The sequence below is a fragment of the Blastocatellia bacterium genome (genome assembly GCA_025055075.1).
Taxonomy (GTDB): Bacteria; Acidobacteriota; Blastocatellia; order HR10; family HR10; genus HR10.
On record JANWYV010000057.1, the window covers coordinates 1 to 12,766 of the forward strand.

Sequence of the window (12,766 nt, forward strand, 5' to 3'; positions counted from 1 at the left end):
GTTGAAATCGCCCCCTCAATTCGGTATCATCCCCGCCACATTGTTAGAGAATGGAAGCATGAGCGGCATCATTAACATCCGTTCGGAGATGGAAGAACATGGAGCTTAACAGAACGCTTTTGCGTCGCCTGATGCGAACGATCGCGCGTATTCCGACGCCCAAAGTATTCGGGAGATTTTCTCGCCTCCTGGGTGATGGATCGGCAATTGGCGTAATGACTGCGAGCCTCTTGCTGGTTCTGGCACTTCTCCCGCATGGAGTGTGGCCTCTTGATGTTGCAGGAGGCCCTTCGATGGCGGGGGGACACGCAGCCGCTCAAGGGTCGGTTTCATGCAGCGTTGTGCCTAACAGCGGCATGCAAGCGACGACCCTATCGGCGACAATCACCTTGGGTCCTCACATAGCGCTCTCCCAGCTCATGGCAACGATGACGCCGCAGCAGATGTTAGCGGCGACGAGCATGACGCTCTCGCCTGGCGGTGTGGAGATTGCTCTGCTTCAGACCACTTTTCTCCCTCTGACGCAGCAAGTCACCTACACCGGGACGATCACGATCTTCCAGGATGCTTCGCCGGGAGCGCGTAATTTGCGGATCTCGATACGGCCGAGGGAAGGACTACCGGTTGAACTCACGTGCCCACTCGCGTTCACAGTGGAGACGCCGGCAGAACGGTTGCAAAGGGCGAACGAAACGTTCCGGTCTGAAGTCGCTAGCGCGCTTCAAGCCATAGGAAGGCAAGCAGGAGCTTTGGTGCAAACTGATAACTTCGCTTTCGCTTTCAACGGAAATCCCCCGCTTGTCGTTAATGCGATGATTAGGGATGCGGGAGATCTCCCGCTGGAGCGGCTGTCGCAAGGAGTAGATATTCTGCTCGTCTTTCTCTGGCTGCCAGTGGGCTCGGCCCTGCCCTCGGGATTTTACGTCATTAGGGTCTTTCGTGATCCACCTGCCGGATCATGGTGGGCACAGTTTAAGGACTTGGGTGGCCGCATACTTCTGCAGACGCCTATGGAGGTGAGTGTTCGCCCGACCGAGGATGAGGCCCAGAAGCCACGCTACCAGCTCACGGCGAAGGGCAAACTCATTCCCCCGACTCTCATCATTGACTGGCATAAGAAAGACAGAACCGTTCAGGTGGATGCGCAGATCGAGCTGCCCATTGGCACCGGTGGAGCGGATGCAATGCCTCTGCCATCGGCAGGTCAGGCTATTGTGAGAGCAGCCAATACCCTTTTGAGTGCGGCGCGGGACGCGATCGCCGCGGGAGCAACGCTCATACGAGCGGATGCCGCTTGGACGGTTGCCGTGGCCAGTGATCAGGATGGGATCGTCGCGTGGACATACATCAACGGGATGGAGCGCGCGAGCATAGAAGACTTGGCCAGAGGGCGCGAGACGATCCTCACTTTTGGGCTGGGGAAGTTCTGGCTCTATCGCATCCGGCGAGATGAAAACGGCCAGTGGCTGGCGACCTCACGATCTCCCGATGGGGAATCCTACACGCAAGTGGCCGAAGTCTCTCTTTCAGGAGGACCACCAGCTTCTCCGCTCCCGACTTTGCTCACCAGCATCGAGCCGGATGATGTCTCGCCCACCCTGGTCACGCCTGTCGGGATCACAATTAAACAGAAAGACTGCGGAGGGTGTGGCTGTCGGTGTGGACAAAAATGAGCGATTTCCGCCCAACGAAATCCGTTACGGGATGGCCCTTGAGGAGCCGCCCGCTGTCCCCTCGCAATCAAGAGGATCGCGGAGAGCTTCTCGGTTCAAGGCCCTGCGCCCTCTCTGCCCGAGGCTTTGTGAACCATCGGCGGTATCAGTTGCTCGATAAGGCATGCGGAGGCGAGATCTTATCACGTGCTTCCACAGGTATTCCGGGCAGATGCTCGGAACGCCGCGAGATTATCCCAGGGAGTGATTTGGCCTTCTCTTCTCACCGGCAAGGTGCGAAAATAGGATGCCGAAAGGAGGCACGCGTGAGCTTCGCACATCGGAAGACGATCCTGGGAATCGCCTCAGTCGTCTTGCTCCTCGTTTCTTTTCAGCCAAGCTTCTCCTGGCAACAGCCACAGGGTGAGTCGGAACTTCAGGCGCTCAGAAGAGAGATCGAGGCGCTCAAGGCTGGACAAGCGCGGATCGAGAAGCAGCTTCAGGAGCTGAAAGACCTTCTGACCGCGCTGCTAGCCCCACGAGCGGCCGAGCCCCGCGAGATCGTGCTCAACCTGGACGGCGCGGCATGGAAGGGGGAGAAGACGGCTCGGCTGATTCTCATCGAGTTCTCCGACTACCAATGACCGTTCTGTGCGCGGCACGTCCGGGAGACGTTGCCTCAACTGGAGCGGGAATACATCCAGATGGGGAAGATTCGATACGTGGTGCGCGACTTCCCCTTGCCCATGCACCGGCATGCTTTCAAAGCGGCCGAAGCGGCTCGATGCGCTGGCGAGCAGGGGAAGTTCTGGGAAATGCACGGGCAGCTCTTCCAGAACCAAGGGGCGCTGGAGATCGAGGCCCTCACGCGGTATGCTCAAGCGCTCAGCCTCGATCTCCCGAAGTTCCAACAGTGTTTGCAAGAGGGGCGATACGCTGAGGCGATCCGCCGCGATCTGGAGGAAGGACGGCGAGCAGGGATTCGCGGGACGCCGACCTTCTTCTTAGGGCTTTTAGAGCCAGATGGCACGCGGGTAAAGGTTCAAAGGACGATCGTCGGTGCTCAGCCCTACGCGGCCTTTAAGGAGGCCATCGAGAGCCTCCTCGCTGCGCCCCGGCAGTGACGCGATCTTGTGCGCGAACGCTTCTCGGAAGCGATGTCCGGAGATGTCCAGCTCTCTTTTTGAAGAGCATGCACGTTCGAAAGCCCTTGAATAGGGTGGAAATTCGTGCTTGACATCGCTCCCTGACCCGGGCATACTCTGGCCACAAAAGTCACAATGAAATGCAAGGAGGGGTGGAGTTATGAAGAGACAACGTTGGCTCGCTCCCATTTTTCTCATGCTGTGCCTCGTGATCTGGCTTCCCGGTCGCTCGATCCTGTGGGCTCAAGTCCCCGGAGCCCAGCAAGGCTTCTCAGTGACGATCATGAACATCTGCGGATCGTCCGTCGCGCCTGAGACGATCGAGATTCTGAGCGTGACGCTCACCTTGAATGGAATACCGGTGGCGACGCAGGCTGGTCCCCGCTCGCTGAGGACTGGGCAGACGACGACGTTTCAATTTCCCGTCTCCCAATTCCCCATCTTCGCGACGGTCACTCCGAATGACCTGACCGTCAGTTGGCGACGAGGAGCGCAAACGTTCACCACCGCGTTCGTCCCCATCTCGGTCGGGGAACCTCGGGAGCAACTGTGTCTGCGTGTGCTGCTTACTAGCGGCCTGGAAGGGGAAGCGGGGACCGTTTTCGGACAGGTGCGCAGCTTGCTCTCGGGCACAGCCAGTCGGCTCGGCGTCCCTGTGGATCCGTCCCAAGGGAAGCTCTTTCAGATCGGCAATGTGCCGATAGCCATGGCCCCGGCGACCAGCTCTGGACCGACGCTTGGCGTCATGGAGCTAGGAAGCCCAATGACCATAGGGAACGCACTGCTGCCTCCGGGGAGCTACAAGATCGACGTGGACTTTGCGACCAGGAAAATCAACTTCCGCGATGTCACAGGAATTGTCCGAGCTCAGATGGATGCTCAAATCGAGCCCGTAGCCGGCCCATCAGCAGCGACATCGGAAGCCCTCACACTCACGGCGACTTCAACGTGTCAAGCGACGACCTCTGAAGAACCTGTGGAGCCCATGGCATTCACCGGCTGCGTGGGGCCGACGATCAGCTTCAGCCTCACGTTCATTCCATCGCCCCCGTTCGTGCTCTTACTGACATGCATCGGCTTCCTGTGTCATCCCTTCCATCCGCTGCCGCCTTACGTCTCTGTCGGGTTCTGTTTCTGACCGAGCGGCTTCGCCAATATGCGCGTTGGGGATCTGCCTTTTCGGCGGGAAAGGGGCCTAATTGATTAAAGAACGAGGAGGAACGCCTCATCAGGAATCGAAGGGTGCGTGCTAAGCGAGCCGCGTTCACTGTGCTCGCCATCGCGGGCACGCTTTCTCTCCTGATCTTGCCCGGTCTACGCCTTCAACCGGAAGTGACGACACGCGTAGCTCGGGCAGCGCCTCGAGGCCAAGACGACTGTGGAGCATTCTCCCCGAGCGTTCAGTTCTCATTGCAACAAACAGGTCCAGCATGCTGCTGGGAGCTGAAAGTGGACAATACACTTCCCTCTTCCACCTGCCTCAAGTCTGACCTCACGCTCATGGCGAATCAGCCCTTCATCCAGGTGAATCCAGCCCCTAACTGGGCTCTCTCTGCAGGAACCGTTCCCGGGCCCGGGCCGATCACACTGACCTATTCGGGTTCCTTCATCCCCACGGGTACGACGACCATTGGACGATTCTGCCTTAACTTTGGCGGCACCTCTGGCGGCACACTCACGATTGGATGGAAAGTCGGATACGGACCAGTTCCCTGCGGGCCTCATGAAGCAACCTGCTCCACCGTCGTGAATCTCACCTGTCCGACGGGTTGTCTGTTGTGCGGGAAGAAGTGTCGGGATTTGAATGGGAACGGCAAGTGCGATCCCAATGAGCCTGCGCTTTCCAACTGGCCGATCACTATCACGGATAATCAAGGCAACTCGGTGACGATTAAGACAGACAACAGTGGGGGCTTTTGCCTCTTCAATCTCGCTCCCGGGACCTACACTCTCTCAGAGACCGTACTATCCGGCTGGGTGGCGGGAGCAGCCTCGTGCACCAAATACACTCCTGTCTCAGTTTCCGGCTATCCGAAAGCGGTGGATTGCGGCCAACAGGCCGGAAGTTGCCCATTCACGTGCGAATACCTCCAAGAGATCCAGCGCTACGACTGCATCATGTGTCGGTTCCCGAACATGCGAGCAGAGGACGTTGCACAGCCGAAGGAATGTGACGATCAGTCAGAGATCCTCAACACCGGATGGGACCCACGCCTCTCGTCTACAATCGCTCTGAGCGACCCGGATGGCTGGTGGGTGGTCATCGAGGATCCGGATCCGAACACATCAGAACCACGTCCGGCTACGGTGATCGCTAATCCGGCGACGAGAAAACAGCCGCGCTCAGAATGGATCTCCGCCGATCAGCTTGGTCGGGTTCGTCGGACGGGGCAATACGTATTCCAACGCTGCTTCTGCCTGGACGCGGACGACCTTCCCAAAGCGAATATGAGACTCACGCTCTGGGCAGCCGATGAGGCCATGGCGTTCCTGAACGGAAACCTAATCGGCGTGACGCCTTCGCGTTCGTACGCGCAGCCGAATCCGCTGACGATCACGGCCTCGGACTTTCGCGCGGGCCTCAACTGCGTGCAAGTCGTCGTCACCGGTGGGCCGACAGGCTTTCCTCTTGGCCCCCAAGCCGGTTTCAATCTCACGGGCGATGTCACAGCCGGAAGCGATCTCTGCTGCGAGGGCGGAGCGATCTGCGGCGTGAATTTCCGGGATAACAACGGCAATGGAGTGATGGACGCCGGAGAACAGTTGCTCGCTGGATGGACGATCGTTCTGCGGGACGATCAGGGGACGGTCGTGCGAACGACCGTCACAGATGAAAACGGCGCTTACTGCTTCCATCGGTTGCCGCCCGGGCGATACAGAGTCTCTGAAATCCTCCAGCCGAATTGGCGACAAACGGCTCCGCCTCCGCCGGGGATTCACCACGTTGATTTGCGGCCGAAACAGTCCGCCCTCCATCGGGATTTCGGAAATCGGCAATAGAGCGTGAGGCTTGAGAATCCTCCGTGCGCCCTCATGGCGCGCGGAGGATTTTCCCCATTCGAGAGAGCAGCTCGTCGCTCCAGAGCAAAGGGATCCCTCTGTCCTTCGGCTTGCAGCTCGCTTCACATGCATCCCATAGGCACCGCGTGAGAAGTCCTCTTTCAGCTACGGCGGGAAATGGCCAAGGGTCGTATCGCAGCGAATACGCCCGAAGGGATCCAAGGGCCGATTCAAAACTTTTCGACCTCCCGAAGCCTCAATCCCGGGTGATTGCAGGATCACATTGAGGAAGGGCTTGGAAGGAGATCGCAAAAGCAGAACTCTCCGCGCGTGACGATCTCGCCTTTGGTGAAAGGCACGGGCCTTTGAAAGATCGGCCCGTCGAAGACGAAGGAATGAAACTCGCCGTTCTCCCCGCAGGGATCAACGGACGCAGGGAGGTCGTTCAAAAACTGCTCGTCTACCATGCGTCCGGCGAACGATGCATCCAAGACCTTCAAATCCACGCAGACGATGATGGCTCGAAATCCGGCGGCTAAAAAAGCGCGGACAAGCTCGCGCGTGTCGCGCTTCCAGAGAGGGAAGAGCCCCCGCATTCCGATCCGCGCGAGATTCCGCTCGCGATACTGCCGTATCTCCTCGAGGAAAATATCGCCGAAGAGGACGGTGCGCACGCCCAGCTCCTGATACGCCAGAAGCACCTCTTCCATCCGAGCCTCATATTCGGCATTGCTCGCTTCCGGAGAGAGAAAGACCTCTTGCAACGGCAGGCCGAGAGCGCGCGCTTGCGCAGCCAGGAGCGTCCGACGAACCCCGTGCATGCTCACGCGATCATAGGCTTCGGTCACTGTCGTGAGCAGGGTCAAGATCTCATACGTCCCTGCTTTTTGAACCTCCCACAGAGCCATCGCGCTATCCTTGCCTCCGCTCCAGGAGACGAGCACCTTCTCCTTCATCGTCCGAGTCCTCCATTCTTCTCGCCTCGCGAATCACGCAGGAGTATACTCCACAGCCGAGAACGAGGGAATTTGTGGAACCGAGGGAATAGCCCCGCGTGAATGATGACATGGATGGCGCGAATTTCCGCAAGGAGGGCACGGGCCATGACCAACAACGGATTTCGCCGATTGCCGAAAGGCATATCTATTGGGCTCCTCGCGCTTCTTCTCATTGGCGCCGAGGTTCCGTCCCCTCTGGGACGGAGCATCGCTTCTCCCTCCACGAGAGAGCAAGAGAAGGTCGGCGCTCAACCGTCACGCACCGAGCAGGATGAAGAGCGAGAGGCTTTAGAGCGAGAGAGGCAACAGGCCATACAGCTTCTCCGACAGGCGCATGACTTGGCCCAAGACATCCCTGATCCCGTCGTGCGCATCCGCAGCTATGCGGCGATCGCCGAAGCCTTATGGGAGCAGGATCAGCCGTTAGCCCGCCAACTCTTTCGTGCGGCTTTCGAGGAAACCCACCGGGTTCCGGTTCCAGAGCGACCCAAAGGCGCACGCGCCTGGATCGGCAGCACGCGCGCTCCGGATGAGCTGCGCCGAGAAATCCTCGCGAAAGTGAGCAAGCTTGATCCCACTTTGGCGACGGAGCTGGCCAAGAGCTTGGAGGTCGAAAAGAGCGAGACGGGCGAGCCCAAGCGGGAGGAGGATCCAGAAGTTCGCCGGATGCGACAAGCCACGGGCTCCGAACGCGCTCGCGCGCTCATTGACCTCGCCAATCTGTGGCTTGAGAAAGACCCGAGGAACGCTGCCGAAGCCGCTGCTGCCGCGTTGAGCGAAGGAGTCACCCAACCCTTCGTCATGTTCCTCATGCGACTTCGCTCCAAGGATGCTGCATTAGCTGATCAGCTCTTCGCTCAAGCGCTCCGAACGACGACCCGAAACACTCCAGCCCTCCTATACGAGCTGATCCCACTGGGTTCCTACGTCGCCCAGGATTGGAGACTCCCCATGCGCTTCAGCGCGGGCTCGGAGCCGCCGCCGGTGAATCCGATCAACGCAGCGCGATATCTGAGCATTCTCACCGAAGCTCTCGCTCAGCACGTCCAAATTGCGTTGAACCCGATGTTGGCCCCTGGACTCGCTCAGACGGACTGGTTCACGAATCCGCGCGATCTCTATCACCTCCTCACGGTTATTCGACCACACGTCCAACAATACCTTCCTGACCGCACGGCGCTGGTTGATGGACTGTTGAACCAGCTCGCGCTCAAACTCCCTGCTCGGGAACAAACCGAGGTTGAAACCACCGAAGCGAAACGAGCGCTCAGCCCAGAGGAACGGCTCGCCGATCTGCTTCGACAGGCGGAGCGCACGAAAGATGCCGAGGAGCGAGATGCGCTTCTCTTCCAAGCGATTTCCGCGGCCATTTCCGCCAACAATTTTGAGACCGCGGCGGATCTTCTCCCCCGTCTCAGCGACTTGGCGCTACGCGCAGAGGTCTCCGATTATGTCCATTACCGATGGGCCGAGCACGCGCTCGCAGGAGGAGAGATCGAGACTGCTCGTCGCAGTGCCTTGGAGCTGAGAAATCCGGAGAGGCTCGCCTATGTGTTTGGTCGAATCGCTCAAAAGCTCGAGGCACAAAAGGAGAGAGATGCTGCGCTCGCTATGCTTCAAGAAGCCGAGGCTCGAATCCGGCGCTTGCCCGCTTCCATCGAGAAAGCGCGCGCGCTCGTCTTGATCGCCGAAGCCTTCCTTCCGCTGGAGGCGGATCGCGCGTTCGAGGCATTCGCGCAAGCCATTGGCCCGCTCAATCAGCCGGACGCACTCACGGAGAGGTTGGGCGTCAGCTTTCAATTCAACGTCAGGAACATGGGCTTGGTCATTGGCGTCACCGAACGGGACATCGCGCGCATGTTTGAGCGCGTCATCGCAGCGCTCACGACCGCCGATCCGGCGCGCACGCTCCTGCTCCTCTCGGGCTTGGAGAATCCATCGCTGCGTCTGATCGCCCAGATCGCCTACGCTCGCCGCCATCTCGAACTCCTCAAGGAAAAACTGGCTAAGCTCGCCAAGAGACGATCCGAGTAAGCCGCCGTCATCCGAAAGCGCGCAGCACGTTCCACAGGTTCAGACTCATGACGGTCAGGCCGATGAGGCCTTCCAGCGTTCGTCCAGGGAGGTGGCGACAGAGATACGCCCCGCAGGGAGCAGCGACGATCCCACCGGCCATCACGGCGATCGGAAGCCAGAGCGGGAAGTTGGAGGTCCCCAGCGCGCGCAACAACCCGATCGTGCTCGCACCGGCGACAAATAGCTCAGCGAGACTCACGGTCCCGACGGCGTAGCGCGGATGTCCCCCTCGCGTGAGCATCAAGAGCGTCGTCACCACCGGTCCATACGCTCCGCTCACCGCGTTGAAGAAGCCGGCCACGAATCCGATGCCGACAAGTAGCAGAGTATTCCCAGCGTTTGCCCCCCTCGCGGGATCGTCCGGAGTCTTTGCACTCGATCCCAGATCGCGTCGGGAGAAGATCCCTTGGACCAGAGGTTCCTCCCGCGTGAAGAAGAAGCGAAAGAGAAGCGATCCGCCGAGCAGAAGCAACGCCACCGAGACCCAGAGGCGGATGATCTCCTCTGACAATCGGGTGATGAGCACTGCTCCAGCGAGTGCGCCGACCACGCCAGAGATCGAGAGCGGGATCACCCAATCTCGACGCACATTGCCGAATCCCCAATGAGCGAGCCCGGCCATGAGTCCGTTCCCGACCTTCACCAGATTCACCGTCGCGACGACGAGAAGAGGAGGAAGCCCCGCCGCGAGCATGAAACTGCTCGCGATGGCGCCAAAGCCCATTCCCGTCATCACGTCCACGAACTGCGCGACGAGTCCCGCTAGAAATGCCAACGTCCAAAGCTCGACCGGCATCCTCGCTCCTCCACTATTGGTCCTCGATCCCCTGCGAACGCTCTCTCAGTGGACGATACGCCTCACGGATTCGTCCCCTCACCTGACGAAAGCACGAGGCCCACGCGCGCGGGATCAGCGGCGACGTGCAACCCGCATTCCTGAAGGGCGGGATTTCGCTCCCACCACCATCGCCCCGCGCGTGGATCTTCGCCCGGTTGAACGGCGCGCGTGCACGGCGCGCAACCGATCGAAGGATACCCGCGATCATGCAGCACATTATACGGCACGTCGTGGCGCCGAATGTACGCCCATACGCGCTCCCACGACCAATCCGCCAGCGGATTGAGTTTGAGGCGATCGCCATGTAGGACATCCCGCTCGATCTTAGCGATCTGCGCGCGCGTCACAGCTTGCTCTCGGCGCAGCCCAGTGATCCAGGCGTCCAATCCCGCGAGCGCTCGCTCAAGCGGCTTCACCTTCCGAACGCGACAGCACAGCTTTCGCAGCTCGACCGAACGATACATCAGGTTATAGCCGTGGGCGCGCACCATCTCGGCGACCTCCGTGGGATCCGGCGTGTAGATCTCCACTTCGATCCCATAGCGCTCGCGAATTCGGTCTATGACGTCGTACGTCTCCGTCGGCAGACGCCAGGTATCGAGCGTGAAGATGCGCGCGCGCGGTTGTAACCGCCAGAGCATATCAATGAGCACGACATCCTCAGCTCCGAAACTCGCGGCCAGGGCGATCCGTGGATGGAAACGCTCGAGCGCCCATTCCAAGAGCGCCTCGGCCGACTTCTCAGCGAATTCCTCATTGAGGCGAGCGATCTCCTCCGGAGATAATTCGCGCGCCCCTCGAACACCGGCGGACGGAGAGAACTCGATCTTCTGATGAACGGGCGATTCACTCATGCGGCCTCACCTCCTCATGATGTTTCTTCCATGCCAGGGTCTCTGTGCGCCCAACGCTCGACGAGTGCGCGGGCGTGCTCTTCAGCGGCGGCTTGTTCTCCGGCGCGCAGCAGCTCCAACGTCTGTGCCTCGATGAGGCAGCGAAAAACCTCCGCTCGCTGCTTCGGATCGGGAATGCGCTCGCGCACAAACGGACGCATTCGACCGAGGAGCTGCGCCAAAGCGCCATATTCTGAACCGATGATCGAAGCGATTTTCTGCTTGAGATGAACAGCCAGAGCCGGGCTCTTCCCACTCGTCGAAATGGCAATCGCGATATCCCCGCGTCGGACAACGGCAGGAGCGAGGAATGAGCACAGCGCCGGAGCATCGGCGACATTGCAGAAGAGCCGACGACGAGCGGCCGCTTCGGCGATCCGCCGATTCACCGCAGCGTCATCGGTAGTGCTCAGGACTAACCATGCTTCCTCTAGATCGGCCTCCTCGAATTCCCCACAGCGGAACGCGATCTGTCCGCTCTCGACCAACGCTTCGAGCGCAGGCGTGAGCGTTTGGCCGATCACGCGCACGCGCGCGCCGGCATCAAGAAGCTCTCGCACCTTTCGCTCAGCGATGGTCCCCCCGCCGATGACCACGACCTCGCGATCCCGCAGATCGAGGAAGACCGGATAGTACGTCATGCCTCTCTCCCTTTCACGGCAGCGGTTGCAGCGAAGGTCTCAGCTTTTTCGAACCACGCCAAATCCTCGCGCAGCGCGACGACATCTCCCACGACGATCAAGGCGGGAGAACGAATGGGTTCTTCCGCCATGCGGGCGAAGATCGTCTCCAAGGTAGCGACGCGCACTCGCTGGTCCGGGTAGGTCCCTCGCTCGATGACGGCGATCGGCGTCTTCGGCGCGCGTCCCGCTTGAAGCAGCCGCTCGACGATTCGCGGCAATTGACGCACTCCCATGAAGATCACAAGCGTATCAACAGCGTGCGCCACGGCGTCCCATCGCACGGGTCGCGGCGACTCCGCGCATTCGTGCCCGGTCACAAACGCTACGCTCGAAGCGAGACCGCGATGCGTGAGCGGAATCCCCGCATACGCCGCAGCCGCATGTCCGGCCGAGACTCCGGGCACAATCTCAAACGGGATGCCCGCCTCTCGAAGCGCCATCGCTTCTTCCCCCCCTCGTCCGAAGATGCATGGATCGCCCCCTTTCAGCCGCACGACTCGAAGCCCACGTCGAGCTCGATCAATCATCAAGCGAAGGATCTCCTCTTGCGTCAGACGATGCGCGGTGTGCGCCTCCCCGACGAAAATGCGCTCGGCCTCAGCCGGCGCATAGCTGAGCAGCTCTTCATTCACGAGCGCATCGTATACCACGACGTGGCAAAGGCTCAGCACCTCGGCCCCCCGCACTGTCAGCAATCCCGGGTCTCCAGGTCCCGCTCCTACGAGATACACTTTCCCCGGATGATGCGCTTCGCCCATATGCTCCCCTCGCCTCCTCGCAATGTCGTCCATGCGCCTCCCTTCTCCATCCGAATGAAAAGGCCCGCTTCGGGGATCCCGAGAGCGGGCCTCGCTTCGAGTGCTCGCCTCGCCCTCACATCTTGCGATCGTCGCGAGGGCCCGCCACCGGCGCACCAGGACACATGCCCATGCCGGGACACGAACACATCCCGCCCTTCGCGCCCGCAAGCCCAGCGAATGCGATCCGCAGATGTCCAGTCATCATCATCCTTCCACGCCATGTGGGGGTGACCCCGGCCACGGTGGAGCCTCCATGGCCTCTGTGTCTTTTGCCATGAGCATCGCGCGCAGTTCCGCTTCGCTATGGCGCCAGCAGAATTCGTGAAATCGCTCACCTGGTCGCCGACGGCTCACGTATTCGCGCAGCAGACGCTCGAGGACGTCTGGGACCCTGGCAGCCGGAACTTTGAGCCCGATGCGCCGCGTGAACGTCGCGCCCCGACCGACAGCTCCTCCCAGCAGGATGTCGAACGCATCCACGTGTTCCCCCTCGATCTTCATCTTGCATCCCTGCAGTCCGATGTCGGCGATCCAATGTTGCCCGCACGAGTTCGGACATCCGTTGACGTTGATCTTGAGCGGTTCGGCGAATCCCGGCAGTCGCCGCTCCAACTCTTCCACGAGCCATCGCGCGAACGACTTCGTCTCGGCGATCGCCAATTTGCAAAACTCCGTCCCCGT

At 60.3% G+C, this 12,766-nt stretch carries 11 protein-coding genes and 1 pseudogene; 6 read left to right on the forward strand and 6 right to left on the reverse strand.

The window, feature by feature from the left end:
- Positions 1-293 precede the first annotated feature (293 nt).
- The 5 genes and pseudogenes from NZ746_12995 (at position 294) to NZ746_13015 (ending at position 5,797) form a co-directional block, all read left to right on the forward strand.
- Complete coding sequence (locus NZ746_12995; protein MCS6818272.1) at positions 294-1,673, forward strand: hypothetical protein; 1,380 nt, start codon at positions 294-296, stop codon at positions 1,671-1,673.
- A gap of 305 nt (positions 1,674-1,978) precedes the next feature.
- Positions 1,979-2,296 carry a hypothetical protein gene (locus NZ746_13000; GenBank protein ID MCS6818273.1) on the forward strand — a complete coding sequence of 106 codons (318 nt, stop codon included), beginning with the start codon at positions 1,979-1,981 and terminating at the stop codon, positions 2,294-2,296.
- Between the two features lie 18 nt (positions 2,297-2,314).
- Positions 2,315-2,776 (forward strand): annotated as a pseudogene (locus NZ746_13005) (DsbA family protein).
- A 181-nt stretch (positions 2,777-2,957) separates the two neighbouring features.
- Positions 2,958-3,935 (forward strand): hypothetical protein, encoded by a 978-nt coding sequence (locus tag NZ746_13010; GenBank protein MCS6818274.1) that lies wholly within the window; start codon positions 2,958-2,960, stop codon positions 3,933-3,935.
- A gap of 311 nt (positions 3,936-4,246) precedes the next feature.
- Entirely contained in the window at positions 4,247-5,797 is a 1,551-nt protein-coding gene (locus NZ746_13015) for a carboxypeptidase regulatory-like domain-containing protein (GenBank protein ID MCS6818275.1), read from the forward strand.
- Between the two features lie 278 nt (positions 5,798-6,075).
- Here the strand turns inward: NZ746_13015 and NZ746_13020 are convergent, their stop codons facing one another.
- On the reverse strand, positions 6,076-6,753 hold the full coding sequence (locus NZ746_13020; GenBank protein ID MCS6818276.1) for a diphthine--ammonia ligase: 678 nt from the start codon (positions 6,751-6,753) through the stop codon (positions 6,076-6,078).
- Between the two features lie 147 nt (positions 6,754-6,900).
- Between NZ746_13020 and NZ746_13025 the strand changes: the two genes are divergently transcribed.
- Complete coding sequence (locus NZ746_13025; protein ID MCS6818277.1) at positions 6,901-8,829, forward strand: hypothetical protein; 1,929 nt, start codon at positions 6,901-6,903, stop codon at positions 8,827-8,829.
- A 7-nt stretch (positions 8,830-8,836) separates the two neighbouring features.
- Here NZ746_13025 and NZ746_13030 read toward each other — a convergent pair whose 3' ends face one another.
- The 5 genes from NZ746_13030 to NZ746_13050 form a co-directional block, all read right to left on the reverse strand.
- The gene (locus NZ746_13030) at positions 8,837-9,667 is read right to left on the reverse strand and encodes a sulfite exporter TauE/SafE family protein (GenBank protein ID MCS6818278.1); all 831 of its coding nucleotides are present in this window, start codon (positions 9,665-9,667) and stop codon (positions 8,837-8,839) included.
- Between the two features lie 62 nt (positions 9,668-9,729).
- On the reverse strand, positions 9,730-10,563 hold the full coding sequence (locus tag NZ746_13035; GenBank protein ID MCS6818279.1) for a phosphoadenylyl-sulfate reductase: 834 nt from the start codon (positions 10,561-10,563) through the stop codon (positions 9,730-9,732).
- Positions 10,564-10,577: 14 nt separating this feature from the next.
- Positions 10,578-11,243, reverse strand: coding sequence for a bifunctional precorrin-2 dehydrogenase/sirohydrochlorin ferrochelatase (locus NZ746_13040; GenBank protein ID MCS6818280.1), 666 nt, complete (start codon positions 11,241-11,243; stop codon positions 10,578-10,580).
- Entirely contained in the window at positions 11,240-12,043 is an 804-nt protein-coding gene (gene cobA, locus NZ746_13045; GenBank protein MCS6818281.1) for a uroporphyrinogen-III C-methyltransferase, read from the reverse strand. The genes NZ746_13040 and cobA overlap by 4 nt, the downstream gene beginning before the upstream one ends.
- Before the next feature lie 246 nt (positions 12,044-12,289).
- The coding region (locus tag NZ746_13050) for a nitrite reductase (protein MCS6818282.1) at positions 12,290-12,766 on the reverse strand (477 nt) is incomplete at its 5' end.

Excerpts from the sequence above, each read along its gene's own strand:
- NZ746_12995 (MCS6818272.1), top strand. The coding sequence starts at position 294 with ATGGCGGGGGGACACGCAGCCGCTCAAGGGTCGGTTTCATGCAGCGTT.
- NZ746_13010 (MCS6818274.1), top strand. The coding sequence starts at position 2,958 with ATGAAGAGACAACGTTGGCTCGCTCCCATTTTTCTCATGCTGTGCCTC.
- NZ746_13020 (MCS6818276.1), bottom strand. The coding sequence starts at position 6,753 with ATGAAGGAGAAGGTGCTCGTCTCCTGGAGCGGAGGCAAGGATAGCGCG.
- NZ746_13025 (MCS6818277.1), top strand. The coding sequence starts at position 6,901 with ATGACCAACAACGGATTTCGCCGATTGCCGAAAGGCATATCTATTGGG.
- NZ746_13030 (MCS6818278.1), bottom strand. The coding sequence starts at position 9,667 with ATGCCGGTCGAGCTTTGGACGTTGGCATTTCTAGCGGGACTCGTCGCG.
- NZ746_13035 (MCS6818279.1), bottom strand. The coding sequence starts at position 10,563 with ATGAGTGAATCGCCCGTTCATCAGAAGATCGAGTTCTCTCCGTCCGCC.
- NZ746_13040 (MCS6818280.1), bottom strand. The coding sequence starts at position 11,243 with ATGACGTACTATCCGGTCTTCCTCGATCTGCGGGATCGCGAGGTCGTG.
- cobA (MCS6818281.1), bottom strand. The coding sequence starts at position 12,043 with ATGGGCGAAGCGCATCATCCGGGGAAAGTGTATCTCGTAGGAGCGGGA.